Genomic DNA, 26,760 nt, shown 5'->3' on the forward strand with positions numbered 1-26,760 from the left:
CGGGGCTAATCCGCCACGCTGTCGCGCGAGATCTTGGCGTTGATCTCGGCAATGACGTTCTCGAAATCCTCCGCATGGGAGAAGTCGCGATAGACCGAGGCGTAGCGCACGAAGGCAACGTCATCGAGCGTCTTCAGGGCTTCGAGCACCTGCAGGCCGATTTCTTCCGAGGAAATTTCCGTCTCGCCCGAGCTTTCCAGACGCCGCACGATGCCCGACACCGCGCGCTCGATGCGCTCATTGTCGACCGGCCGCTTGCGCAAGGCGATCTGGAAGGAACGCACCAGCTTGTCGCGGGCGAAGGGGGCCTTGCGGCCCGTCTTCTTCAGGACCATCAGCTCACGCAGCTGGACCCGTTCAAACGTGGTGAAGCGACCGCCGCAATCGGGACAGATCCTCCGCCGGCGAATGGAGGTATTGTCCTCCGCCGGCCGCGAATCCTTGACCTGGGTCTCATCCGATCCACAAAAGGGGCAGCGCATCAGCCGTCAGCCTCACATGTAGGGGTACATCGGGAAGCGGTCCGTCAGGGCCACAACCTTCTCACGCACGGCCGCTTCAACCGAAGCATTGCCCTCGTCCGAATTGGCGACCTTCAGGCCGTCGAGCACTTCGACGATCAGGTTGCCGATTTCCTTGAACTCGGCTTCCTTGAAGCCGCGGGTCGTGCCGGCAGGCGTGCCGAGACGGATGCCCGAGGTGACGAAGGGCTTTTCGGGGTCGAACGGGATGCCGTTCTTGTTGCAGGTGATGTAGGCGCGGCCGAGACCGGCTTCCGCACGCTTGCCGGTGGCATTTTTCTTGCGCAGGTCGACCAGCATCAGGTGGTTGTCGGTGCCGCCCGAGACGATATCGAGATTGTGGCTGATCAGGGTTTCGGCCAGCACCTTGGCGTTCTTCACGACCTGAGCGGCGTAATCCTTGAACTCCGGCTTCAGCGCTTCGCCGAAGGCAACCGCCTTGGCGGCGATGACATGCATCAGCGGACCGCCCTGGAGGCCTGGGAAGACGGCCGAGTTGAACTTCTTCGCCAGATCCTCGTCGTTCGTCAGGATCATGCCACCGCGCGGACCGCGCAGCGACTTGTGGGTCGTCGAGGTCGCGACATGGCAGTGCGGGAACGGCGACGGATGCTGGCCACCGGCGACGAGGCCGGCGATATGGGCCATGTCGACCATCAGGTAAGCGCCGACTTCGTCAGCGATTTCGCGGAAGCGCTTCCAGTCCCAGATGCGGGAGTAAGCGGTACCGCCGGCAATGATCAGCTTCGGCTTGTGGGTGCGCGCCTTTTCAGCGACGTCATCCATGTCGAGCTGGTGGTCGTCTTCGCGAACGCCGTAGGAGACGACGTTGAACCACTTGCCGGACATGTTGACCGGCGAACCATGTGTCAGGTGACCGCCCGAGTTCAGGTCGAGGCCCATGAAGGTGTCGCCCGGCTGCAGCAGCGCGAGGAAGACGGCCTGGTTCATCTGGCTGCCGGAGTTCGGCTGAACGTTGGCGAAGTTGACGCCGAAGAGCTTCTTGGCGCGTTCGATCGCGAGTTCTTCGGCGATATCGACGAACTGGCAGCCGCCGTAATAGCGCTTGCCCGGATAACCTTCCGCGTACTTGTTCGTCATGATCGAGCCCTGGGCTTCGAGCACGGCGCGGGAGACGATGTTTTCAGAAGCGATCAGCTCGATCTCGTGACGCTGACGACCGAGTTCCTTCTCGATCGCACCGAAAATGTCCGGGTCCGTATCGGCGAGAGAACGAGAAAAGAAGGCATCGTTGTTCGACATGATCGCTGGCTCCTCAAAAGCGTTTGATGCTGTGGGGTCTTAACGTTCCGCAGTCACGAGAGCAATACGGAGAACGACATTTGCGGATCAATTGGCGTTCACGCACAAAAGGCCGCAGCCTGTCGCTCATGCGGGGCGCAGGTCCATGCAGCCGTTGCGGAGTGCGGGCAGGACGAGCCAGGCGCCATGGGCGTAGAGATTGCGGACGGACGCGGCATCCGGAGCCGTGACGACCGTGCGGCCGGTGCCTGCACGCAGGATGCCGGCGCCTTCCGGCAGACGGGGCGGGACATGGGGTCCGAGCACCAGGACTGTGGATCCGACGGGACCGAGAGCCGCAGTCGCCACCGCGAGAACGCCAACCCAGCCGGCCACGATAGCGAGCAGGATGGCGCCCCTTTTCAGCAGCTTCGCCACCCCTCCCCGGACCGTGACTCGCTCAGTAGTCATAGACGTGTTCCAGCTCGAGGCCGGCAGCACCGAGTTCGCTGAAAAGTGCCGGCAGATCACGAACCTTGGCCTGCAGCAGCATCCGGCGCCCTGTGAACCCGTCGCGGTTTACATCGACGATCCGGGTTGCGAAACCGAGCTGGCTGGGCACGGAAGCACCGAGCGCCGAGACCATGATGTCGTCATTGCCGGCGATTTCGAGGATGCGGCCGTTTCGCGCCGCGATCTGCTGCAGGATGACGGTAAACGCGCGGTAGCGCGGTGTTTCGATGAGGATGCCATCGGCGCCCCGATCTTCAACAACGGTGACGTCGGCGATGGACTGCAAATCCGCCGCCGGGACACCGGCGATCAAGGACCGGATCGTCAGCTGCGCCTGGCCGGTCGCTGCGACCGCGCCTGCGATCACGCGGGCGTAAGCGGCCTTGGCCTTCCATTCGCCACCAAGGGCCAGCCTGCGCTCCCAACTGCGGAGCGACGTGACGGGCTCGGCCCAAAGCTTCGTGACCGAACCGTCGAAATCATATTTGTACCAAGGGGTCTGGTGCAGGAACTGACCATAATCTTCGGCCATTTCGGCCGCATAGCGATCCTGGGGCGCCTTGTCCGCCCCGCGCAGAAGGGCAAAGAGGCGACCCACCGTTTCCTCGTAGAGCGCCTTCATGCCCATTTCGAGCGTGAAGCTCACCCCGATGACATGGATTGTGCGGCGGGTGGCGACGTCGGCACCGCCGTGGCGGTCCGCTTCGCGATTGAGGGCACAGAAGGATGCCCAGAAGCCGACCACGCTTCTTGTATAGCCGAAGTCATGTTCGTCGCCCGTCTTCAGGATATTGGCGAGGCCTTCATAGGCATAGACGATGTGCCATTCGGGATAGGTCAGATAGCTGTTCGCCTCCGCCCTCAGGAAGGCGGGATCGGTCATCTTCGGTGTGAAAGCCTCCTGCTGCGGCTCCGCAGTACAGAAGGTCTCGACATAGCCGACGGGTATCAGCAGGAGGATTATGAGCAGAACGAGCGAGAGCGCCAACCACTTCCCCAGGCGCAGGACCTTGCGCATTTACGCCTCCCTGCGGAAGACGAATGCGGACACGACCGCGAGACCGCCCAACGTGATGTGCGGCAGGTTGGCGAGGATCTTGAAGCCCAAAGGCAGGTCTTGAATACCGTAGGTGATAATGCCGAGATCGAGATAACCCGAACCGGTCGCCAGCCCCAGAAGACCGTCGGCCAGGTAGAGAATGCCGAAATAGAGGAGGAAACTGCGTGCGGCACGCCCAGAGGCGAAAGCAGCGATGCCAGCCCACAGCGCAGAGGCCAGGTGCAGAAGGTCATCATAGATGTCGAGCGCGAAGATCCCGAACGCACGCCCTTCGGCATCGGTGAGGCCGGGAATGTAGTTCAACCCCGCGACGACGAGCAGGATGGCGGCATAGGCAAAGGCGATCTTGCGAACGGTCGTCATGCGTTATCCTCTTCAGATCTTTGAGATATAATTCGTCCAGAAGCCGTTCTGGAAGCGCAAATCCGGATCAAGGCGGCGCTTGGCCTCGGCAAACTCACCAACACGCGGATAGGCGCGGCGCAGTTGATCAAGGGTCGGATGTGGACGATAGGGCAGATAATAGCTGCCGCCAATCTCCGTGACGCGGTCGATCAATGCGCGGGTCATGCGTGCCATGTCCTCTTCGCCCCTCACCGACATTTCCTGTGAGAACAGCATAACGGCGGCAATGCGCGGCACGGTCGCGTAAGCCAGCACGCTGTCATGATCCGTGTCGACGAAACGCAAGGTGATGTTCAGCAACTCCTGATAGGAGGAGGGAATGACCTCGCGGCAGATGCGGACGAAATCGGCGAAGCGCTCGGGCGCCACGAAATATTCGTGCAGGATGTCGGTGCGGTCGGGGTCGCCGTCATCAAGGGTGGCGACGGGCTCGTTCATCAGGCTGTTGCGGGTGGCGATGCCCGAGGTCAGCGCCGGGCTGATGGACGATTCCAGCATCCAGCGAACATGCTTGACGCGGTCGGAGCCGACCTGTTCGCGAAAGACCTTGGCGGCGACGTGACTGACGAAACCCGATCCGCTCGCCGGCGGGATGACGGCCTGATCCGCCGTCGGGCGGTAGGAGATCAAGAGGCCGCTCTCGAAAAACCGGTCGATGGCGACATCCAGCCGGCCATAAGCCATCTCGACCGTCGGGTCGGCTTTCAAGGTCTCGATGAAACGCTTGCCGAGTTCCTCTCCGGCGACATGCTCGAATGTAGGCGCGAGATTGCGGTTCGGCACGATCTCGATCTCAAGTTCGACGATCACGCCGAAAAGGCCGTAACCACCCATGGCAAGTTTGAAAAGCTCTGCATTTTCCGTGCGTGAGCAGGTGAGCAAGGTGCCATCGGCGAGCAGCATCTCGATTGAACGCACCGTGGTTCCAAAGGCACTCCACGGCACGGGCCAACCATGGGCATTGACCGAGAAGGTGCTGGCGACACCGAAATCATGATTGGACTGCATGACCTTCGGCGAAAAGCCGATGGCATCGAGCCGTTCGATCAGTTCGCTCCACCGCATCCCGGCCGAAACGCGGCACGTACCGGCCGCCGTATCGGCATCAAGCCAGCCTTTGTCGAGCGTAAGCACTGTGCCGTCTGCCTGGAGGCTTTGTGCCCCCATGGAGTGGCGGGCTGCACTCGCAACGACGGCGCGACCGGCATTCTCAGCCTCCAACAATTCGCGGCGGACCGCCTCTACGAGAGCGTCTCGTCGGTCGTCGCTGAGCAGGATATGGCGCGCGACACGGGTGGGGGACAGAAGGCTTGCGTCGTTGAGCATCGCATCGGCGCTTGGTGTGCCTCCGGGAAAGGCCTCTCCGAAGCCAATGCTCTCGTGTCCAAGCCTGTAGGCCGCATATCCCCCGGCTGCCGCACCCGCTGCAAACAACAAGGCCCGTCTCGTCAGCTTTCTCATCCATACCCCCGCCGGTTCAGTTGAGTCGTGTTCCTTACCGGCATTCATGAGTAGGCAGTCGCATTTTAGAGCGCAAGACCACGAAAAAAGCCGCGTCGGGGGACGCGGCTTTGAGGCTAACAGCGATTTATTCTCTGCTTATTGCGGCAGAATGTCGTCATCGACGGAGCCGCTGACCTGTTCCTGGCCAATATTTGCCTGAAGCGCCAGCTGCTGATCGCCGTCCTTCTCATAGATGTCGTCACGGAACTGGACGACACCCTGCTTGGGCGACCATGCCGTGATGTAGACCCAGTGCACACCGATCTCGTCGGCAACCTTGATCGGCGTGTTGACGCGGCTGGCGATGACACGCTCGATTTCCTGGCGGTTCCAGCCGGGCGTGTTTTTCAGCACCCAGACGACAACGTCGCGGACGTTCTGAATACGCACACAGCCCGAGGATTCGAAACGCATCAGCTTGTTGAACAGGCCCTGCGTCGGCGTGTCGTGCATGTACACACCGTCGGGGCTGGGGAAGTTGATCTTCGTCGACGACATCGCGTTGATCTTGCCAGGGTCCTGGCGGAAGGTCAGGTTCGGGGCCTTCGGCGCGAACCAGTCGACGCTCTCAGGCGCGACTTCGTTGCCCTTGCCGTCGATCAGGCGAATGGCATTGCGCGACAGATAGGTCGGATCCTTCTGCATCAACGGAACGATGTCCTTTTCGACGATCGAACGCGGTGCCGTCCAGTAAGGATTGAGGATGATGTCCGAGACCTTGGAGCTGACCAGCGGCGACGGGCGGCTGATGCGGCCGACGATGGCCGTATTGCGCAGGGCCACTTCGTCATTTTCCACGGCTTCCACATAGGCCGCAGGGATGTTGACCACGATGTAGCGGTTTTCCAGCGGCTTCGCGAGCGTGTCCTGCAGGCGCTGATAGTTGACGTTGAGCTGGTTCAGACGAACGTCGGCCGAGATATTGAGCGCCTTCAGCGTGAATTCGCCGAGCACGCCGTCTTCCGGCAGGCCGTGGCGGGCCTGGAAACGCTTGACGGCACCGTCGACATAGCTGTCGAACGAATTCGACATGCCGGCTTCCTGCGGCAGATCGCCGGCCACCATCAGGCGCTGGCGCAAAGCCTGGACGGACGGATCGGTGACGCCGAGCTGCAGCTTGACGGAGGGGTTGACCTGCGGCCAGCCGCCATTCGAGACGATCATCTGGTACTGGCCAATGGCCTGCTGGATGTTGATCAGGCTCGACGGGCTCAGCATCGCGGTGTTGGAGACGACGGTGGTGGTCGTGCGTGATGCCTGGGCATCGAACTGGTCGTCCCAGTTGCCGCGACGCGGTGCATTGATCAACTCGTCCACTGCCGTCTGGGCAGCGGCCTGACCGGCGACGGCTGCGACACCCATTGCAGCCGCACCGCGCAGCAGCGACCGCCGTGAAAGATCAACGATTCCCGTTTTCTTGGACATATTCCCTACCGTTTCATCCTGAACCAGAACCAGACGCATACTGCCTCATGGTTAACAAAGCGCCGCCAAAAAGGGCGTGCCAGCTCGTTGTTGGGTGTTCGGGAGGCGGTCAAATCACGCGCTCCGCTCGTCCCGGCGGTCCCATATCAATATGGCCAATTCGTGTCACCAAGGGGCTGTGTCACGAGAGCGTGTCCAGGAGCCAAACGCTTGTGACCGCGAAACGACAGAACCGGCCGCTTCACGAGGAAGCGTCCGGTTCGGTGCGGTGGATCGCTGTCTGGAGGTCGGCGAGCGGTTAGGCTCAGAGGCGGTAGAGGATCTGGTCGTTCCAGAAGCGGTCGAGACGCTGCAGGAGCTTGTTCATCTGGGTGAACTCGTCGGTGCCGATGCCGCCGACCTTCTGGATCGAGCCGATGTGACGCTCATAGAGCTTGGCAACGGTTTCGGCGATCTCCTGGCCGGCATCCGTCAGGCTGATGCGGACCGAGCGACGGTCGACGCGCGAGCGCTGGTGATTGATGAAGCCGAGGTCGACGAGCTTCTTGACGTTGTAGGAGACGTTCGAGCCCAGGTAATAGCCGCGCGAGCGCAGTTCGCCGGCGGTCAGTTCGGCATTGCCGATGTTGAAGAGGAGCAGCGCCTGGATGGCGTTGACATCCGAGCGACCCTTGCGGTCGAACTCGTCCTTGATCACATCGAGAAGGCGGCGGTGGAGACGTTCCACCAGGTGCAGGGATTCCAGGTAGAGCGAGCGGATTGCTTCTTCCTGCGGATCAAGGGGGGCCGACTGCGGCTTGAGCTTCGTGTTCATATCGATCTGCCTCACTGTTTTGTTTGGCGGTGTTGGTTTTTTCTCCCGCCTTGATGAGGACAGTATCCAATGCGCATAAAATTCTATTTAAAACGCAGGCTTAACAGAGGCTTACCAAAGCCCGTCCTGCGATCAGGGTAAATCAACGGTTATCGTCTCCCGCTTGTGTCTGCTTTCGAGCCACAACGCCAGGCGGAACACCAGATACAGCACCGCGACGGTGACATGCATGATGATGGCCAGCATGTTGTGGCCGAAGATCTCGGGCCAGACGGAGAACATGAGAACCTGGCCGCCGGCTGCGATCATCCACATCACCGGCCCCCAGGAGCCGGCGAGCCACAGGCCGAGGGCCGCCACCGGAAAGACGACGGCAAGCCCGGCTGCGGCAACTCGCCAAGGCAGAGACAGAAGATCGAAACGGCCGAGGCCACCATGGCTGTAGCCGACGAGCATGGCCCAGTATTGCAGCCCAAACCACAGGCAGCCGAGCGCAACCAGACGCAGGAACAGCACATAGATGAACTCCGTCAGACTGCGGAGCGGCGTGGTCGGCGAATCAGCTTCCATGGTATCCACGATAGGGCCTCGCTCTGGCGACCGCCAGCAGTGGCAACCCGCCCTCCCCTGACCGCTTGCGACATAGCGTCGTTTTGCAAGCGGCAGGCGGCATGGTATCAGCAGCGACCAAAGACGGCAAAAGACGCAGACGAGAACAAGGACGAGACGATGACGGACAAGACCCATTCCGTGGATGACGTGACCGGCCATCGGCGCATGCGGCGCCTGCGCAAGGCGGACTGGCAGCGGCGCATGGTGCTGGAAAACCGGCTGACCGTGGACGACCTGATCTGGCCGATCTTCGTCGTGCCCGGCACCGGCATCCTCGACCCGATCGCCGCCATGCCCGGCGTCTTCCGGATGAGCGTGGACAAGGCCGTGGAAGCCGCGAAGGAAGCAGCCGATCTCGGCATCCCCGCCATTGCCACCTTCCCGAATGTCGACATGGGCCTGCGCGACGAAACGGGTTCGCATATTCTCGTGGCCGACAACCTGATCAACCAGACGACCGCTGCCATCAAGAAGGCCGTGCCCAATATCGGCATCATCACCGATGTGGCGCTCGATCCCTTCACCAGCCATGGGCATGATGGGATCCTGCGCGAGGGCGAAATCGTCAACGACGAGACGGTCGACCAGCTGGTGCGGGCAGCCGTCGCCCAGGCCGATGCCGGCGCCGACATCATCGCACCCTCGGACATGATGGACGGCCGGATCGGCGCCATCCGCCGCGGCCTCGACGCCGCCGGACACCAGAGTGTCGGCATCATGGCCTATGCCACCAAGTTCGCATCCTGCTACTACGGTCCCTATCGCGAGGCGATTTCCACCAGCGGGCTGCTGAAGGGCGACAAGAAGACCTATTACATCGACCCTGCCAACGGCACCGAGGCGATCCGTGACGCGGCGCTCGATGTCGAGGAAGGCGCCGATATGCTGATGGTCAAGCCGGGCCTGCCCTATCTCGACATCTGCTGGCGCATGAAGGAAGCGTTCGGGCTTCCGGTCTTCGCCTACCAGGTTTCCGGCGAATACAGCCAGATCAAGGCGGCTGCCGCCAATGGCTGGATCGATGGCGAACGGGCGATGCTGGAGACGCTCCTCTCGTTCAAGCGCGCCGGCTGCGATGGCATTCTGACCTATTTTGCCGTCGAGGTGGCCCGCCACCTCGCGCGCAAGGGATGACGCCTCACGGATTATTGTATTCGTGCGGCGAGTTCCCATATCTGAGAAACAACCACAGGAGTTTCGCCCATGAGCCTCGACAGCAATCCGTCCTATGCCGCCCCCGAAGACTGGCGCGCCTATAGCGGCGTGCTGTCGCGCCGGGTCTTTGCCTTCATCGTCGACTATCTGTTCATCGGGCTTTTGTGGATCCCGGCAGCGGTCGTCGTGTTGTTCCTCGGCATCCTGACGCTGGGGCTGGGCTGGCTGCTTTATCCCATCCTGTTCTTCGTCGTCGCCGGTCTCTATTTCGGCATGTCGCTCGCCGGCCCTTCCCAGGCAACGCCCGGCATGCGCATGATGGGGATCGCCATGGTCCGCCTCGATGGCCGCAAGCTCGACTTCATTACCGCGATCGCCCATCTCGCACTGTTCTGGATCCTGAACTCGGTGCTGACACCGCTTGTCCTGCTGGCCGGCCTGTTCATCGAGCGCTCGCGCCTCGTGCATGACCTGCTCGTCGGCACGGCCACCGTCCGGACATATTGAAACCGTTCTCCGCTGCGAGACATGAAGAAAGCACTCCGGGGACGTCCCGGAGTGTTGACGTTTCGCATTCTTGCGCCATCCTAGTCGATGAGATGACGTGACAGAGGATTCTCTTCAGCGACAGATGAATACCCAGACCTCTCCCTCCCCCCAGTTCTACCTGACGGCCGCCGCGCCGTGTCCCTATCTGCCGAACGAATTGGAACGGAAGGTCTTTACCCACATGGTCGGCCCGCGGGCGACGGAGATGAACGATCTCCTCACCCAGGGCGGGTTTCGCCGCTCGCAGAACATTGCCTATCGGCCGGCCTGTGAATCCTGCCGTGCCTGTGTCTCCGTCCGGGTGCTGACCAAAGAGTTTGAAGCCAGTCGCGCATTCCGAAGGGTGGAAGCGAGCAATCGCGATCTCGTTTCGACCGTCTTTCCGGCGCAGCCGTCCACCGAGCAGTTTTCCCTCTTCCGGCGCTATCTCGATGCCCGGCATCAGCAGGGCGGCATGTCGGATATGTCGGCACTCGATTATGCGATCATGGTCGAGGACAGCCATGTGCAGACACGGATCATCGAATACCGGCTCAGAGTTCCCGGCGATGGCGTCTTGCAGCAGCCACGCGGAGACCTCGTTGCGGTAGCGCTTTCGGACCTGATGAGCGACGGGCTCTCGATGGTCTATTCGTTCTACAATCCGGACATGGAAAGACGCTCGCTCGGCACCATGATGGTGCTCGACCATATCCGCCGGGCGCAGGCGCTCGGCCTGCCGCACGTCTATCTCGGTTATTGGGTGCGTGGTTCGCAAAAGATGGGCTACAAGACCCGCTTCCAGCCGCAGGAACACCTGATGAACCAGGGGTGGATGCGGTTTACGCCCGATATGGACGAATGACGCGACCGACGTCGCGTCACCTTCAGCCAAAAAATGGTGCTGCCCCCTCCCCGCCTCCGGATGAAGGCGGGAAGAGCTGACTGCTGTTACGACAGCTTGCGGATGATGCCGTAGACGATGTTCTTGTTGGCGCCGTAGCGAAGGCTGCATTCGACATCGAGCCCTTCGGTCGTCGCACGCATGATCCGCCACATGTCTTCTTCCGAGCGGAGCAGCAGTGCCCAGTTCATGAAGGTTTCCATGTAGCCGTCATCCGGGATCTCGTCGGCAAAATTGGCGAAGAGGAAGGTGCCATGCGGCTTCAGCATCTGCAGGCAGCGCTGTGACAGCTTGATGGCGACTTCGTCGGCCAGATAGTCGTAGAGGCCGGCGGCATAGACGAAGTCGAACTTGCCGAGCGTCTGCGAGCGCATCAGAACCGTACGGACCGAACCGTCGACGGCCTCCACCGCCGTGCCTTCATACTCGCTGGCGACCGCACCGACGCTCAAGGGGTCCTGATCGAGGGCGAGCCAACGCTTGATGTTGCCGTTCTTCAATTCCTGGGACATCTTGCCTTCACGCAGATGGCCGGCAGCGATCGTCAGGATCTCCGCCTCGCCGCCGCGCGACGATGCGACGTCATCGACATATTGGGCGAGAAGGTCGCGCCGTTCGCGCACCGCGACGCAGGCCGGGGATTCGCTCGTGAAGGCGTTGACGGCCTTGCCCATCGGGCTCGCAGCATCGAGCATCGCCTGCTTGCTCGGGTGCCGGTAGATGAAATCAAGCAGGCCCGCATCGCCGGAATAGCCGCGCGGCTTCTCGAACGACCAGCGCGTGAACGGGTCCTCGTGGAAATGACGGGCGATCGCATGGTTCTGAGCGATCGGGATCAGCTGCTCCCAGACCTTGGGGGAAAAGCGATTGCGGACATGGTGCAAGCCCGTGAGCAGGCGCAGCATGATCTGCCCGACATCTGTTTCACTTTGGAACTGCTGTTCGGCCACCCGCAGATGCAGCGCCAGCTCCGCCCGTGCCTCTTCAAATTCACCATCACGAACGGGGTTTGTGGAAGAAAAGACCTGGGATGCAATAGAGTCTGGGGTGATGAGGCTTTCGCCATCGAATGCAATGTCCAACTCGCTCATCTTGCGCTCCATTTTAGTCAATCTTGATATTAATACTTGGTAAACCATAGTGGGAATTTCACCGACGTACACCCCAATTTTCTCCAGATCTTAAAACGTAGTTAACGCCTGTCCCAGTTAAGATCAGTCCGCGCGCCGGTGTGTATTGCGCGGAAGTTGGGAGCAGATGATGCAACAGGGCAATGACTACCCTGCACGGGCTCGGGCTGGCTCGCCACATGCCGACCGCGCGGCGACCTTCGCCGCCGACACCGCCGAGACGCGCACTCCGAATGCTTCGGGCACAGTCGGCGGGTCCCTTTCCGCATCGGCTCTCAAGCGCCTTTACATGAGCGAGCGCGGCGAGGCGCAGGTCCGCGAGACCCGGCGCGGCCTCTGGCTTGCGGTGATCGTGTATCTGCTGTTCGGGATCTCCGACGCGATCCTCATCCCCGATGTGGCCATGCAAGCCATCGCGGCACGTTTCGTCGTCGCCATATCGGTCATGACGGTGATGGAAATCCTCGTCGCCACCCGCGCGCCGTCGAAATGGTCCGATATCACCTGCGCCGTCACCGTCGTGGCAGGTTACATCGGCTGGCTGATCCCGGCGATGGAAACGACCGCTGTCGAGACATTCCGCTTCTACATGCTGTTCGGCACGATCTTCATGATGAGTGCCAATCTGTTCTTCAATCTCTTTTTCCGGCTGTCTGTCGCGACTTCCGCGACAATCCTGATGATCTTCTTCACCAGCCTGGCCTTTGTCCCGGCTTTGGAACAGAACCAGCGTCTGGTGCTGATCCTGTTCTACATTTCCTGCTTTGCTTTCACGTCCTATGTAAACTGGAAGCTGAACGAAGAACGCTACAATGTCTTCCTCAACGCCCGCGAGGCCGCACATCAGCACGAGGAATCGGAAAAGCGCGGCGCGGCACTCGAACGTCTGTCCAACACCGACTACCTGACCGGCGTCGACAACCGTCGCGCGGTCGACAAACGCTTACGGGAATACTGGAGCAATTGGCAGGATGCCGGCACGAGCTTTGCCGTGATGCTTGTCGATGTGGACTTCTTCAAGAAGTACAACGACTTCTACGGGCACCAGGCCGGGGACCGATGCCTCGTGATGGTGGCCTCTGCACTGAGCGACATGCTGAAGCCGCTTCACGCAACGGTTGGGCGCTATGGCGGCGAAGAGTTCATCGTGCTGTCGCGTGTCACCGGGCGCGAACAGGTCATGGCGCTGGCCGAGGTGATCCGGGCCACCGTCGAGGATCTTGCCATCGTGCACGACCAGCGTCGCGACGGCCAGGCCGTCGTCACCGTCAGTGTGGGCGCCGCCTATACGCGCGCGCAAACCGGCCCGAAGCTGGAACGCATCATCAACGAAGCCGACCGCGCGCTCTATTCCGCCAAGGCCAATGGCCGCAACTGCGTCCGTCTGTTCGACCCGAACGACCCCTTAAGCAGCGACGACAACGAAAACATCGCCGCGACGCTGCGCATGGCCGTGCGAAACGATCTCGTGCATCTCGTCTATCAACCGATCCAGAACATGCGCACCGGCCGTGTCGAGGGCGTGGAATCCCTGATGCGCCTCAAGATGGTGGATGGAACGCCGCTGTCGCCGGCGCAGTTCATCCCTGTTGCCGAGCGCACCGGCGCCATCCTGGAACTCGGCCTGTGGGCGATCCGCCGCGCCTGCACGGAAGTGCTCGCTCCGGGTCTTGCACCGCTTGCCAGCGTCAACGTCTCCGCCATTCAGCTCAAGTCGCGCGGTTTCGCGCTCGCCGTCTCGACCATCCTGGAAGAGACCGGCGTTCCCGGCTCGCAGCTTGCCTTCGAAATCACCGAAGGCATCGACATGGAAGGCCAGTCCGACGTCATCCGTTGCATCACCGACCTGCAGGCGCTCGGTATCCGCATCTGGCTCGACGATTTCGGCACCGGCTTTGCCGGCCTCTCCTGGCTCCGCCTCTTCCCCTTCGACACGGTCAAGATCGACCGCTCCTTCCTGCAGGACGCCCGTCGTCCCGCCGGTCGCGCGATGCTCGAAGACATCATCCGGCTGATCCGCAACCGTGGCCTCAAGATCCTGATCGAGGGCCTGGAAACGGCAGACCATGTCGACCTGATGCACGAACTCGGCATCGAACTCGGCCAGGGCTATTATCTCGGCCGGCCGGTTCCGATCGAGGAAGTGCGGATCAAGGCCGTGCCGCGGCTTGCGACTGTCGTCAGCCTCTAAGCGCTGAGCGCGCCTGAAACGCTGCCAAACTTGGCCGATGGGCCAGCCCCCTCTCCAATGCCGAAGCCGATATGATATCGGCATCGATACTGGTTCGGGGGCCATACATGACCATCGCGCAAACCGATCTCCTGCGGGAAAGCCAGGAGTTCTCGGAAAAGCTGCTCAAGCACACCACCATCCGCGTCAGCAAAACCTATCTCGAAGACTTCCGCCAACATGTCGGCACCGTGCACTACAGTGCTGGCGAGACCATCTTCAACCAAGGCGATGACAGCAGTTTCGCTGTGCTCATCGCCTCCGGCGAGATCGAGGTGTTTGCGCCTGACAGCGGCGACACGCTGGCTGTTGCCGGAGACGGGGCGCTGATCGGCGAACTCGGCATGATCAGCGGCGATCCGCGTAGTGCGTCGGCCCGTGCGCTCTCGCCGGTGCGTGGCTGGGTCATCGAACGGAGCGACTACCGGGAGTTCCTCAGCGATCGTCCGGAACTTGCCACGCTCTTCTTCCGCAAGATCTATGCGCAGCTGTCGGCCAGCTACGGAAAGCTCAGGGAGCAGTATGTCGCGCTGGAGGACGCGGACCGGCGCTACCACGCGCTCGCCTTCATGTTCGTGACGATCGTCCTGATGGTCAACGTCTATGCCCTGGTGAACGGGATGATCCTCGGCAGCCTCAAGGCCAACCACCAGGATGCGATGATCTTCTGGACCTCGCGGGCGATGGAGCTTTGGGGCGGGTTCATCCTGTGGGGGCTCACGGTACGCTGCGGTCTCACACGCCACGACATGGGCATCCGCCGGGCCAATCTCGGCCGATCCATTGCAATGGGTGTGCTGATCAGCCTTCCGGCGCTGGCGGCCATGGCCCATTTTCGCACGCAGCTTTATCCGCAGTTGGCGGGAACACCGCTTGTCGATCCGGCACAGCTTACGCTCAGCGTTTACACCTATATTCTCGTTGCGGCGCTGCAGGAGTGGATCTGCCGGGGCGTGTTCCTCACCTCAATCGCCAAGCTGATGCCGGGCCGCATGCGACCGGCTGCTGCCGTTGTGATTTCGTCGCTGGTCTTCTCGACGCTTCACCTGCACTACTCGTCGTCGCTTGCTGTCGTCGCTCTGGTGACCGGCATCGTCTGGGGCGCGCTCTTCCTCGCCTATCGAAACCTCGCAGGCCCTGTTGTCTCACATTTCATCCTGGGCAATGCCGCGACGCTGATGGGCATCTGGGCGATCTGGCAAGGCGGCTGAACCGCGCACGAAAAAGCCGGCAGCAGATGCAGCCGGCTCTTCCTATCGATTCGTCGATCCTTGCTCAGCCGGCAAATTTACCGCTGCGGGGGAACCCCTTCGGGACTGCGCGGCCTGCGGTCGCGCGGTCACCGAGCCACTCGATCAGCTCTTCCTTGGTCTTCGTAAAGGTGCGGCCGGCCGAATCGGCCCAGGTCAGACCATCGGCGATCGCAAAGCACTTCACGTCGGAAATGCCGCCGTCCTTGTAACGCTGCAGACGCACGCCCTTGCCACGGGTCATTTCGGGGATCTGGGCAAGCGGGAAGGCCAGCATCTTGCGGTTTTCGCCGACGACTGCGACATGGTCGCCGCTGACGGGCACCACCAGCTTTGCCTCATCCGGCATGCCGACATTCATCACCTGCTTGCCCTTGCGGGTGTTGGCGACCACCTCCCCTTCCGGCACGACGAAGCCGTTGCCGGCGGTCGAGACGAGAAGCAGTTTGCGGGTCGCGTCATGCACGAAGGCGGTCAGCACATCCTGGTCGTTTTCCATGTCGACGATGATGCGCAACGGCTCGCCATGGCCACGGCCGCCCGGCAGCTTGTCGCCGCCCAGCGTGTAGACCTTGCCGCCTGTCGTCACGAGCAGGATCTTGTCCGTCGTCTGCGCCGGGAAGGCCACCTTCAGCCCGTCGCCTTCCTTGAAGGTCAGCGAGGAGGTGTCGGAGATGTGGCCCTTCAACGCGCGGATCCAGCCCTTGTCCGAGATGACGACGGTGATCGGTTCCTTCTCGATCATCGCCTGCTGGATCGCCTCGACATCGGCTTCCGGCGCATCTGAGAAGACAGTCCGACGGCGGCCGAGTTCGGTCGCCTTGGCATATTTCTTCTTCACCTCGCCGATTTCCCAGGCGACGGTCTGCCACTGCTTGTCATCGGAGGCGAGCAGCGATTCGATCTCGGCCTTCTCGGCCGAGAGCTCATCATGCTCCTTGCGGATTTCGAATTCCTCGAGCTTGCGCAGATTTCTCAGGCGCATGTTGAGGATGGCTTCCGCCTGGATGTCGGTCAGATCCCATTTGGCGATCATCACCGGCTTCGGCTCATCCTCTTCGCGGATGATGCGGATTACCTCGTCGAGGTTGAGATAGGCAATCAGCAGGCCGCCCAGGATCTCCAGACGCCGGTCAATGGCGGCGAGACGGAACTTCGAACGGCGGACGAGCACGTCCTTGCGATGCTCCAGCCATTCGGTCAGCACCTCGTTGAGGGCCATGACCTTCGGCACCTTGCCCTGCGAGAGGACGTTCATGTTGAGCGGGATGCGGCTTTCGAGCTCGGTGAGCTTGAACAGCGATTCCATCAACAGCGTCGCATCGACCGTACGGCTCTTCGGGACCAGCACGAGGCGGATGTCCTCGGCGCTCTCGTCGCGCACATCTTCCAGCAGAGGCAGGCGACGGGCGATCAGCAGTTCGGCAATCTTCTCGATCAGGCGCGACTTCTGCACCTGGAACGGAATCTGCGTGACGATGATCTGGTATCCACCGCGGCCGAGGTCTTCGGTTTCCCACTTGGCGCGAACCTTGAAGCCGCCACGACCCGTCCGGTAGGTCTCGAGCATCGAGGCACGGCTCTCGACGATCACGCCGCCGGTGGGGAAGTCAGGACCCTCAATGCCGCCGCGCTCCGGATGGGCAGGATCGGCCAGCAGATCCTCGACGGGTGCGCCCGGGTTCTTGATCAGATACAGCGCCGCGTCGCAGAGTTCATGCGCATTGTGCGGCGGAATCGAGGTCGCCATGCCGACTGCGATACCCGATGCACCATTGGCGAGCAGGTTCGGGAAAGCACCTGGCAGAACCGTCGGTTCGTCGTCTTCCTCGTTATAGGTGGGACGGAAGTCGACCGCGTCCTGGTCGATGCCTTCGAGAAGAAGCGCCGCGACATCGGTCATGCGCGCTTCGGTGTAACGGTAGGCGGCAGCGCTGTCGCCGTCGATATTGCCGAAGTTCCCCTGCCCGTCCACGACCGGATAACGCTGGGAGAAATCCTGCGCGAGGCGCACCAGCGCATCATAGACCGACTGGTCGCCATGCGGGTGGAACTTACCGATGACGTCACCGACGATACGGGCGCATTTCTTGAAGGCCGAATTCGGCCGGATGCCCATTTCGCTCATCGCATGGATGATGCGACGATGCACCGGCTTCAGTCCGTCACGGACGTCCGGCAATGCGCGATGCATGATGGTCGAGAGCGCATAGGCGAGATAGCGCTCTTCGAGCGCCGCCTTCAGATCGACCGGCAGAATATTGTCGCCACCCTCATCGGGCGGAAGCTGATTTGTCCCCATGCGACCCTGCCTATCGGAGATGGATCGGAACGGCAAGGAATCCGGGGATTCAGCCTGTGGATTATGCGGTTGTGACCGCCATCACCAATGAAAATACATGCGCGCCTGAACGTCGAAAAGCGGTGGAAGCCGGTTTCAATCCCCCTTATATGTAACTGCCATTCGAGGACCCGCGTCGATATGCGCGGACCAGCCACAAAGGACGACGTCATGAGCTTGCATCACTCCACCCGGATCCTTCTCGCAGGGGCGGCCCTTTGCGGCCTTTCCGCCCAGGCCTTTGCGCTTGATGGCGCGGATTTGCTGAAGAAGATCAACGCTTCCTACGCTGCCGGCGGCGCTGCGATCACCGCCGACACGATCGAGGTGAACGGCGAAGACGTCGTGCTGAAGGGCGTCAAGTTCGGCATGGCGAAGGAGGCGGAAACGCCGCTCAAGCTCGATGAACTGACGCTGCAGGGCGTGACGGAGGAAGACGGTGGCGCTTATTACATCGAGCGCGTCGACTTTCCGGAAGTGAACGTCACCGAGGAAAAGTCGACCTTCTCCGTCAGTGATCTCTATCTCGCCGGCATCTATGTTCCCGGCAGTGAAAAGGCCGAGGGCATCAATTCCCTGATGTTCTATGAAGAAGCCCATAGCGGTCCGGTGAAGGTCACGGTCGACGGCAAGCCGGTGTTCTCGATGGGTGAGGCGACCGGCACCATGAGCCTGTCGGACGACGAGAAGACGATTTCGTTCGAAGGATCGGCCACCGGCGTCAATGCCGACCTCTCGACCGTCGAAGACCCGAAGAGCAAGGAAGCGATCGAGGCGCTTGGCCTCAAGACGCTCGACGGCAATCTCAACATGTCGGGCAGCTGGGAAGTGGAGACGGGCACGATCGATGTCGAGGACTACTCGATCGATTTCGCCAATATCGGCAAGCTGTCCATGTCCTTCGGCATTTCCGGCTACACGCTCGATCTCGTCAAGCAGATGCAGGAGCAGGCCCGCACCATGCAGGCGCAGCCGGAGAACCAGCAGGCGCAGCAGGCCGCCGGCCTTGCAATGCTCGGGCTGGTGCAGCAGCTTTCGCTGATCGATGCCAAGATCCGTTTCGAGGATGCCGGCATCACCAAGCGCGGCCTCGACTATGCCGGCAAGAGCCAGGGCACCGATGGCGCACAGATGGGCCAGATGGTGAAGGGCATGGTGCCGCTGCTGCTGGCCCAGGCCAAGCTCGGCGCCCTGCAGAACGAGGTGTCGACGGCGGTCAACACCTATATCGACAATCCGAAAGCCCTGACGATCGTTGCCGCCCCTGCCAATCCGGTCGCTTTCCCGATGATCATGGGTGCCGCCATGGGCGCCCCGGAAACCATCCCGGCGCTGATCGGCGTCAAGGTGACGGCGAACGACTGATCCCCATACGGAAAGGCCGCCTCCGGGCGGCCTTTTCAATTCTGCATTGCCTTAACGCCATTATCAGGCGGCGCGGTCGCGATACCCGCCCTCACCCACCGAACCATTCGCATCCCCCAGATGGAACATGCCAACCAGCCCGCGCAGGCGCGAGGCCTGGTCTTCCAGACCGGCGACCGCGATCTGGTTCCGGTCGACAAGCGCGGCATTCTGCTGGGTGACGCGATCCATGGACGCCACGGCGTCATTGACGCTGCCAATGGCTGCCCGCTGCTCGCTGGCGGCAGAGGCGATGGCCTCCATGTGCTGCCGGATGGTCTGAACCTCCCGGTCGATGTCTCCGAGGGCTGCACCCGTCTCGCGGACAAAGCGGGCGCCGCCCGCCACTTCGTCACCGGAGCTTTTGATGAGGCCCTTGATTTCCTTGGCGGCATTGGCTGAACGCTGCGCCAATTCGCGCACCTCGTGGGCAACGACGGCGAAGCCCTTGCCCGCTTCTCCCGCGCGGGCCGCCTCGACGCCGGCGTTCAGCGCCAGGAGGTTGGTCTGGAAGGCAATCTCGTCGATCACGCCGATGATGCTGGCAATGCTGGTGGACGAGAGTTCGATGCGCGCCATGGCTTCGACAGCCTTTGCCACGAGTTCGCCGGTCTTCGCCATCCGGTCGTTGACGGAACGGACTGCGGTTCGGGCCTCAAGGCTCAGCTCGGCCGAATGCCGGACATTCTGCGCGATCTGGTCGAGTGCGGCAGCCGATTCCTCCAGCGACGCCGCCTGGGCCGTGCTGCGCTCGGCCAGTTCGACCGCCTCGGCATTGATGTCGCGGCTGCCCTGGTCGATGGCACGGCTGACCGCGTCGATCCCGCTCATCAGGTCACGCAGGCCTGCCACGGTCAGGTTGAGATCTTCCCGCAGCCCCTCGAACTCGACCGCAAAGGCGGCATCCAGTGACACGGTCAGATCACCATCGGCCAGGCGCCGCAGACCCTCTGCCAGGCCTGCCGTTGCCTGTTCCAGACGCTCACGCGCCTGGTCTTCTGCCTGCTGCTGCAAGCGGCTGCGCTCGGCCGCGGCGGCTGAGCGGCTTGCTTCAGCCTCGGCTTCAAGACGGAGACGGTCGACTGCCGACTGGCGAAAAACTTCCATGGCCTGAACCATGGAGCCGATCTCGTTCGGCTGATCCAGATGGGCAATGGAATGCTCCGTATCGCCCTCTGCCAGACGGCGCATGGCCGCGGTGATCGCCGAAATGGGACGACTGATCGAGCGGCCCACGAGCCAGACGGTCAAGAGGATACCCGTTGCCACGATCGCCGCGACTGCGATCGCCAATTGTTCGTTGCCTGTCCGAACCCGCTCCATGTCGGCCTGCGCCGCCTCCAGGGCTCCGTTCACCTGCATCGTCATCTGGCGCAAACCGGCATCGACTTCGCCGGACGCAGCGGCGAGCTGCCCGCGTGCTTTCACATCCTGCAGATTTCCCTCGGCGAAGAGACGGAAGGCGGCGACATACATGTCCAGCGCCTCGGCGACCTTCATGCGCGCCGCCCCCGGCGGATAGAGCTTTTTCAGGCTCGCCTTGAATGTCGGAAGCTCAGTCCGGAACGCCTCCAGCACCGCCGGGTCGCCCCACAGCATGTAATCCTTCTCGTATTTGCGCAGCGTGAGCATGCTGACCTTCAGGTCGGCATTTTCGACGTCGAGGGTGAGTTTCTCCACCTTGTCGACCGCAGACTGCATGGCGCCTCTGAGCCCCTGGTCCGGCGTAAAACCAAGCTCCTGGCTCGCCGCGAACATCGCGTCGAACGCTGCGGAATAAGTCGCTATACGTCCCGCGAGCGCGTCATGGCCCTGCAGGGCACCGTTCGCCAGAGACGGGTCGATCGCCTGCAGTCCATCGGATGCGGCACCGATCGCCATCCGGAAGGACCTGGCATTTTCGTCGGACGGCGATGCGAGGAACCGCTCGACGGAGATCGCCGCATGCTGGATCTCGACATCGACGTCGTCGATCGCACGGCGCAGGTCCCGGTACTGCGCCTCGTTGTTGCGGAAAACCTGATCAGCCCGCATCTGGCCGACATAGAGGCATCCCATGACGACCATTCCCGTCAAAGCCAGGAGCCCCAATACGAAGACGCGGTGCGCAATATGCAATCGTTGAATGAGATACATTGAAAACCCCTCAAAACACGCAGGTGCGATCTTGATGGGCGGCGGAATCTTAACAGAAGCTAAAAGTTATATGACACTACAATGAAATCAGCCCTCGGCTGTCCGCAAGCTGCGAAATGCCGTGTGAACGCGACCGGAAAGCCACAACAAAAAGGCGCCGCGTTGCCGCAGCGCCTTGATTTTAAAGCATTTTCGGATGAACGCACTCAGTCCTTCTTGGGCTGCGGCACGACGCGCAGCGCAAGTTCCCGGAGCTGCTGCGGGGTGGCCGGCGACGGCGCATTCATCAGAAGATCCTGGGCCTGCTGGTTCATCGGGAAGAGAGTGATCTCGCGCAGATTCTTTGCACCGACGAGCAGCATGACCACACGGTCGATGCCGAAAGCACAGCCGCCATGCGGAGGCGCGCCATACTGGAAGGCGCGGTACATGCCGCCGAAGCGTTCTTCGACATCCGCCTGGGACAGACCGACCTTTTCGAAGGCCTTGACCATCAGTTCCGGCGACTGGTTGCGGATCGAACCCGAGGCGATTTCGAAGCCGTTGCAGACGGCGTCATACTGATAGGCCTTGAGCGAGAGCGGGTCCTGGCTTTCGAGCGCTTCCAGACCACCCTGCGGCATCGAGAAGGGGTTGTGGGCGAAGTCGATCTTCTTTTCTTCCTCGCTCCATTCGTAGAAGGGGAAGTCGACGATCCAGCACATTTCGAAACGGTCGCGATCGACGAGGTTCAACTCCTCGCCGGCGCGGGTGCGGGCTTCGCCGGCAAACTTGTAGAATTTTGCCGGGTCACCAGCGACGAAGAAGGCGGCGTCGCCCGCTTCGAGGCCGAGCTGGGTGCGGATCGCTTCCGTGCGCTCCTCGCCGATATTCTTGGCAAGCGGGCCGGAGCCGGCGATCTTGCCGTCCTCTTCCTTCCAGAAGATATAGCCGAGGCCCGGCTGGCCCTGGCCTTGCGCCCAGGCGTTCATGCGGTCACAGAAAGCGCGCGAACCACCTGTTTTAGCCGGGATCGCCCAGATCTCGACCTTCGGGTTCGACGCGATCATGCCGGCGAAGACCTTGAAGCCGGAATCGCGGAAATGATCGGTGACGGCCTGCATCTCGATCGGGTTGCGCAGGTCCGGCTTGTCGGAACCATATTTGCGGATCGCGACATCATAGGGAATGCGTGGCCACTGCTTGGTCACGGGCTTGCCTTCGGCGAACTGCTCGAAGACCGAGGTCATCATCGGCTCCATCGTGCCCCAGACATCTTCCTGGGTGACGAAGCTCATCTCGACGTCGAGCTGGTAGAATTCGCCCGGCAGACGGTCGGCGCGCGGGTCTTCGTCGCGGAAGCAGGGCGCGATCTGGAAATAACGGTCGAAGCCCGCGACCATCAAAAGCTGCTTGTACTGCTGCGGCGCCTGGGGCAGCGCGAAGAACTTGCCTTCGTGGATACGGCTCGGCACCAGGAAGTCGCGCGCACCTTCGGGCGAAGAGGCTGTCAGGATCGGGGTCGAATATTCGGCAAAACCGGCAGCGGCCATGCCATTGCGCATCGCAGAGATGATCTGGGTGCGCTTGACGATGTTCTTGTGCAGCGTGTCGCGGCGCAGATCGAGGAAGCGGTATTTCAGGCGCACGTCTTCCGGATAGTCAGGCTCGCCGAAGACCGGCAGCGGCAGTTCCTTGGCGGCCGAGAGAACCTCGATTTCCTGGGCGTAAAGCTCGATCTCGCCGGTTGCCATGGCCTTGTTGGTGGTCTCTTCCGAACGGGCCTTGACGAGGCCATCGATGCGGATGACCCATTCGCCACGCACGGTTTCGGCCAGCTTGAAGGCCGGGCTATCCGGGTCGGCGACGACCTGGGTGATGCCGTAGTGGTCGCGCAGGTCGATGAAGAGCACGCCGCCATGGTCGCGGACACGGTGAACCCAGCCGGAAAGACGGACAGTCTGCCCGACATCGGACTTGCGAAGGGCGGCACAGGTGTGGCTGCGGTAAGGATGCATGGTCAAGTTTCCCGAATGTGACGGTCGTAAGGGCGCCCTCATGGGAGGCGCGCGACCGATAGAAAATCGGGCGGAAAAGCGCATGGTGTGGCTGATTTGTCAAGGCTGGTGGCAGTTCACAGAGCCGAGGCTGTTTCTCAGGTTAGGTACAGGGTCTAGTCCAACGGCAGAGTGTCGGCGGATTGGAGGCGGTCGCAGCGTAAAGACGGGAGAAACCCGAAGCGGACATTGCCGTGCCAGGAGTTAGGAGGATTTAGCGTTCAATTGCGGTCATTCAGATCCGCACAGGCTCTCCCCAAACTGCTCTGTTTTACGACGCCGAACACCACCATTTACAGCAAAAGAAGCGCCCTATACTTGGCACCCAACCTCTCGACGCTCTATGCGGCATACCTCAGTGAACACGATATTCACTCTTATTGCCGGGAGCGCGACTGCTCTTCGGCCTAGGCCGTCTGAGGCTCGGGGGTGGGTTCTCTGTTTTTCCGCTTTTTCTTTCGGCCTTCAGCAACAGCAACGTGGTCTGCGATAAAGATCACGTTTGCCTGAACATCCATAAGCCTCAAGGATTTCATGCTCCGCATAAGACTGATGCGGGAGAACAACGGCAGGTTAAGCGACTTCGCCGTTGGGTCCTTGCGCGTGACGATACCGAATATTATGCGGTAACTCCGATCCTGAATCAACGCGATTAGGGTGTCCGCATTGGCGCTGGGAAGCGCCTCCCGGATGAGTGTCTCCAGTTTGTCGACCGCCTGCGATTCCAACCGTATTAATTCGATAGCGTTTACGCCTTGATTGAACAGGTGGCTCAACTGCGTCGAAAGGGTTGAGACCTTCACATGGTAGAATGCGGCTTCGCCATCGCGAATTGCCAGTAGATCACACGGCTCCACTGCTCTTTGTCCGTCGGGGCTTATATTCTTCCTGTCAAGGCAGACGATCTCCGGATTACCGACAGCAGCAGCTTCATTGTATTCGCCTTCGCTCGAATGCTCGTAAGGCGGCAGGTCGCTGTCAACGCATAGTGGGTCAAGATAGGCGGCAAGACGCACGATGTAATCGTCGTCTATCCGATACCAATGCCCCTCAGAAAGATGAAAAGTTTCGCCTTTCTCGCCTTCCAATCTAGTATCGAAGACGAGGCTCTTAAACAAACTGTAGCGGTGTCGGGCGTTACCGTCCTCGTCAGTCAGAACAAGCGCGTGGCGGCGCAAGTCCTCAATTTTCATGACTAGTATATAAATTTCGTGCTCATCGAGATATTCATAGTACCGACCGATATATACGTCGTCGTAAATTAGTCTGCGTCCGGCGCCAGAAAAGGTAACGAAAAGATTGTCATTGTAGTTTACGATCTCGGGGACTGTGATGTTGAGATCGGGATTGCGCGCATGGAACGCTTCGAGAAGTTGCCGGTTCAGCATTTCGATCTGCGCTGGGTCACTGACCGGCACGATGTTTTGAATTTCTGGGAATGCTGTCTTATACTGGTCACTCTGATAAAGACCGAGCAGTTGCTCGCATAGACCCAGCAAGCCTTTAGAATCAATGTCGGTGCTAATGCGTAAATTGCTGCTCCCTGTAGCGTGTCTGAACAATTCCTTGTGCTTGTCCCGGACCTTGCCAGTTAGACTACGCAAAATAGTGCTGTCGCGGTCGAAATCGAACAATGTTAGTTCGGACTCGATGGGAATCTGGGTCCTCCGGCGTTTGGTAGCTCCGGGATCGAGTGTGTCGGTACTCTTGAGCTTTTGCGGATCGAGACTATTCAGCGTTACCCGCAAACCAAAATCATACTCATAGCTGGTGTCGATCAGGCTGTGGGCAACATGACCGAAAGAGAGCGCAAAACATCGCCCACTGATCGGCAGGAAAACGAGGGCACCCTTGGTTACCTGCGTTAGGTTCTTTTCGACACCGAAATAGGACCTCCACCAAGGCGGTCGTGGTTCGCTGTCGAGCACAAATAGCGTTGCGCCCTCGGGCAAGCCCTGAGCGCCGACGGTGTCATCTAGGATGTGATCGTCGCGCAGCGCATTGGCTGCGCTGTAACCTACCTTAAGAAGGTAAATTGAGAATGATCGACTCTTCGTCATACCCGCCCCCAGAGTTATTTAAGAACGCGTCTCCCCTATATGTTGCATTCAGATATAAACCTGTGCGATTGTCAACCAAGCGAAAACTACCGCAGGTGTCAGCTATCTATGCTTCTCATACGGCATCAGGATGTTAGCGGTTGTAGAGCCAGCCCGCTCGATTTGTTCGCCCCACTGAACGGCGACACCGATGGGCGCCATGGCGTGCAGAGGAAGAATACGCTTACGCAGCGGCCTGGCGGTAATACGTAGGCCTTTTGTTGGTACTAGAAGCTAGGGGGTCAGCGCCGCTTCAGCCCCGTTTTCCGTTTTGCTACAGCTTTCCGGAAATGACCGCTTGTGCCCCCCCTCACTCCGGCAAAAGCACACGTGCCAAATCCAGCGGCGCCACAAACGGCTCACACCCCGTGCCCCCCTCCTGCTGCAGCTTGCCGTCGATCATCAGATGGGCGTGGCCGTGGATCTGGGACCAGACGAGCTGTTCGACGGCCGCCCTGCCCTCCGGCGTGTCGAGTTTCATGCGTTTTGCCACCGGAGCCGAAATTTCCTCGAGCACTGCGTGGGCCGCGCTTGCCGGGGGCCCGAGGGCCGGGTCGTCCCAGTCGAGGCGGTTGGCCGTGAACATCAGGCGGAAGAGATGCGGGCGGCTGGTCGCAAAGGCGAGATAGCCGCGGGACGCCGCGCGCAGTTGTTCGGCCGGGTCATCCGGTGCCGTCGCCATGGCGCTGCGCATCGAGGCGGCAAACAGCCTGAAGCCCTCGACGGCAAAGGCGGTCATCAGGTGCTTCAGGGTCGGAAAGTGATGTTCGGGGGCGGCATGGGAGACGCCGACGCGGGCGGCGAGCTTGCGGAGCGTCAGGCCCTCCAGGCCCGCCTCCTCCAGCATCGTCAGCCCCGTGTCGATCAATGCCTGGCGCAGGTCGCCGTGGTGATAGGATTTTTGCCGTGCCATGCCCCCTGTCTAACCCCGCCTGCGGGTCTCTGTCAAAGCCATCTTGACAGTGACAGGTTAATCCGACATCTCTATCTTGTCATTGCCAAGATCAAGAGGATGAGATGGATTACGCGCAGGTTTTTTCGCTCGCAAGCTCTGCGGCCATGCTGGGATGGCTGGTGCTGATGCTTGCCCCGCGCCGCCCTCTCGTCATCCAGGGCTTGCGCCTGGGGCTGATCGGGGCGCTGTCGCTCACCTATGCCGTGTTGATCTTCGTCTCCTTCTTCCGCGTCGAGGGCGGAGGTTTCGGCTCGATCGCCGAGGTGCGCGCGCTCTTCGTGAGCGACCCGGTGCTTGTTGCGGGCTGGATCCACTACCTGGCCTTTGATCTCTTCATCGGCACCTGGATTGCCATGGAGGCCGACAAGCGCGGCTATGACCGGTTGCTGCAGGTGCCCATGCTGGCCGCGACTTTCATGTTCGGGCCGCTTGGCCTCCTGATCTTCCTTGTCACCCGCGCGACCGAAACCACGTTCGCGATCAGAAAGGCCTGACCG

General features: G+C 61.1%; 22 protein-coding genes. 7 read left to right on the plus strand and 15 right to left on the minus strand.

Annotated features, from left to right (window positions below; all coding sequences use genetic code 11):
* Positions 1-5 precede the first annotated feature (5 nt).
* From nrdR to DFO46_RS10270, 9 genes are all read right to left on the minus strand, one after another.
* Entirely contained in the window at positions 6-482 is a 477-nt protein-coding gene (gene nrdR / locus DFO46_RS10230) for a transcriptional regulator NrdR (RefSeq protein ID WP_062274768.1), read from the minus strand.
* A 12-nt stretch (positions 483-494) separates the two neighbouring features.
* The gene (glyA, locus tag DFO46_RS10235) at positions 495-1,784 is read right to left on the minus strand and encodes a serine hydroxymethyltransferase (RefSeq protein WP_110793429.1); all 1,290 of its coding nucleotides are present in this window, start codon (positions 1,782-1,784) and stop codon (positions 495-497) included.
* Between the two features lie 126 nt (positions 1,785-1,910).
* Positions 1,911-2,234 carry a hypothetical protein gene (locus DFO46_RS10240; protein WP_245422546.1) on the minus strand — a complete coding sequence of 108 codons (324 nt, stop codon included), beginning with the start codon at positions 2,232-2,234 and terminating at the stop codon, positions 1,911-1,913.
* A complete protein-coding gene (locus DFO46_RS10245; protein ID WP_120277196.1) occupies positions 2,224-3,294 on the minus strand; it encodes a hypothetical protein in 1,071 nt (356 codons plus the stop codon). Before DFO46_RS10245 ends, DFO46_RS10240 begins: the two co-directional genes overlap by 11 nt.
* Positions 3,295-3,699 (minus strand): DUF4383 domain-containing protein, encoded by a 405-nt coding sequence (locus DFO46_RS10250; RefSeq protein WP_120277197.1) that lies wholly within the window; start codon positions 3,697-3,699, stop codon positions 3,295-3,297.
* A gap of 12 nt (positions 3,700-3,711) precedes the next feature.
* Positions 3,712-5,202 (minus strand): FAD-binding oxidoreductase, encoded by a 1,491-nt coding sequence (locus DFO46_RS10255; protein ID WP_120277198.1) that lies wholly within the window; start codon positions 5,200-5,202, stop codon positions 3,712-3,714.
* A 138-nt stretch (positions 5,203-5,340) separates the two neighbouring features.
* Complete coding sequence (locus tag DFO46_RS10260; protein ID WP_110793587.1) at positions 5,341-6,669, minus strand: L,D-transpeptidase family protein; 1,329 nt, start codon at positions 6,667-6,669, stop codon at positions 5,341-5,343.
* Between the two features lie 304 nt (positions 6,670-6,973).
* Positions 6,974-7,483, minus strand: a complete 510-nt coding sequence (locus DFO46_RS10265; RefSeq protein WP_110793434.1) for a MarR family winged helix-turn-helix transcriptional regulator — start codon at positions 7,481-7,483, stop codon at positions 6,974-6,976.
* 132 nt (positions 7,484-7,615) lie between these two features.
* Positions 7,616-8,053 (minus strand): DUF6163 family protein, encoded by a 438-nt coding sequence (locus tag DFO46_RS10270; RefSeq protein WP_120277199.1) that lies wholly within the window; start codon positions 8,051-8,053, stop codon positions 7,616-7,618.
* Positions 8,054-8,212: 159 nt separating this feature from the next.
* Here DFO46_RS10270 and hemB point away from each other — a divergent pair, with 159 nt between their 5' ends.
* The 3 genes from hemB (at position 8,213) to DFO46_RS10285 (ending at position 10,643) form a co-directional block, all read left to right on the plus strand.
* Positions 8,213-9,229, plus strand: a complete 1,017-nt coding sequence (hemB, locus tag DFO46_RS10275) for a porphobilinogen synthase (RefSeq protein WP_120277200.1) — start codon at positions 8,213-8,215, stop codon at positions 9,227-9,229.
* Positions 9,230-9,298: 69 nt separating this feature from the next.
* On the plus strand, positions 9,299-9,757 hold the full coding sequence (locus DFO46_RS10280; protein ID WP_120277201.1) for an RDD family protein: 459 nt from the start codon (positions 9,299-9,301) through the stop codon (positions 9,755-9,757).
* A 124-nt stretch (positions 9,758-9,881) separates the two neighbouring features.
* Positions 9,882-10,643, plus strand: coding sequence for an arginyltransferase (locus DFO46_RS10285; protein WP_120277202.1), 762 nt, complete (start codon positions 9,882-9,884; stop codon positions 10,641-10,643).
* 86 nt (positions 10,644-10,729) lie between these two features.
* Here the strand turns inward: DFO46_RS10285 and DFO46_RS10290 are convergent, their stop codons facing one another.
* Positions 10,730-11,773: a class I SAM-dependent methyltransferase gene (locus tag DFO46_RS10290; protein WP_110793588.1), complete on the minus strand. Its 1,044-nt coding sequence runs from the start codon at positions 11,771-11,773 to the stop codon at positions 10,730-10,732.
* 169 nt (positions 11,774-11,942) lie between these two features.
* Here DFO46_RS10290 and DFO46_RS10295 point away from each other — a divergent pair, with 169 nt between their 5' ends.
* Together DFO46_RS10295 and DFO46_RS10300 are read left to right on the plus strand one after the other, a co-directional pair.
* Positions 11,943-14,003: a bifunctional diguanylate cyclase/phosphodiesterase gene (locus DFO46_RS10295; RefSeq protein ID WP_245422547.1), complete on the plus strand. Its 2,061-nt coding sequence runs from the start codon at positions 11,943-11,945 to the stop codon at positions 14,001-14,003.
* Between the two features lie 107 nt (positions 14,004-14,110).
* On the plus strand, positions 14,111-15,253 hold the full coding sequence (locus tag DFO46_RS10300) for a cyclic nucleotide-binding domain-containing protein (protein ID WP_183041870.1): 1,143 nt from the start codon (positions 14,111-14,113) through the stop codon (positions 15,251-15,253).
* A 64-nt stretch (positions 15,254-15,317) separates the two neighbouring features.
* Here DFO46_RS10300 and parC read toward each other — a convergent pair whose 3' ends face one another.
* Positions 15,318-17,594 carry a DNA topoisomerase IV subunit A gene (gene parC, locus DFO46_RS10305; RefSeq protein ID WP_120277204.1) on the minus strand — a complete coding sequence of 759 codons (2,277 nt, stop codon included), beginning with the start codon at positions 17,592-17,594 and terminating at the stop codon, positions 15,318-15,320.
* Between the two features lie 210 nt (positions 17,595-17,804).
* Between parC and DFO46_RS10310 the strand changes: the two genes are divergently transcribed.
* Complete coding sequence (locus DFO46_RS10310) at positions 17,805-18,998, plus strand: hypothetical protein (RefSeq protein WP_120278207.1); 1,194 nt, start codon at positions 17,805-17,807, stop codon at positions 18,996-18,998.
* Positions 18,999-19,061: 63 nt separating this feature from the next.
* On the opposite strand, the gene DFO46_RS10315 is transcribed toward DFO46_RS10310, so the two are convergent.
* The 4 genes from DFO46_RS10315 to DFO46_RS10330 form a co-directional block, all read right to left on the minus strand.
* Complete coding sequence (locus DFO46_RS10315; protein ID WP_120277205.1) at positions 19,062-21,173, minus strand: HAMP domain-containing methyl-accepting chemotaxis protein; 2,112 nt, start codon at positions 21,171-21,173, stop codon at positions 19,062-19,064.
* A gap of 206 nt (positions 21,174-21,379) precedes the next feature.
* The gene (aspS, locus tag DFO46_RS10320) at positions 21,380-23,170 is read right to left on the minus strand and encodes an aspartate--tRNA ligase (RefSeq protein ID WP_120277206.1); all 1,791 of its coding nucleotides are present in this window, start codon (positions 23,168-23,170) and stop codon (positions 21,380-21,382) included.
* Between the two features lie 446 nt (positions 23,171-23,616).
* Positions 23,617-25,269, minus strand: coding sequence for a DUF6119 family protein (locus DFO46_RS10325; protein WP_120277207.1), 1,653 nt, complete (start codon positions 25,267-25,269; stop codon positions 23,617-23,619).
* Positions 25,270-25,618: 349 nt separating this feature from the next.
* Positions 25,619-26,221 carry a TetR/AcrR family transcriptional regulator gene (locus DFO46_RS10330; RefSeq protein ID WP_120277208.1) on the minus strand — a complete coding sequence of 201 codons (603 nt, stop codon included), beginning with the start codon at positions 26,219-26,221 and terminating at the stop codon, positions 25,619-25,621.
* 104 nt (positions 26,222-26,325) lie between these two features.
* Here DFO46_RS10330 and DFO46_RS10335 point away from each other — a divergent pair, with 104 nt between their 5' ends.
* Positions 26,326-26,757, plus strand: coding sequence for an ABA4-like family protein (locus tag DFO46_RS10335; protein WP_120277209.1), 432 nt, complete (start codon positions 26,326-26,328; stop codon positions 26,755-26,757).
* Positions 26,758-26,760 lie beyond the last annotated feature (3 nt).

Origin of the sequence: Rhizobium sp. AG855, assembly GCF_003610655.1 — a bacterium.
GTDB lineage: Bacteria > Pseudomonadota > Alphaproteobacteria > Rhizobiales > Rhizobiaceae > Allorhizobium > Allorhizobium wuzhouense.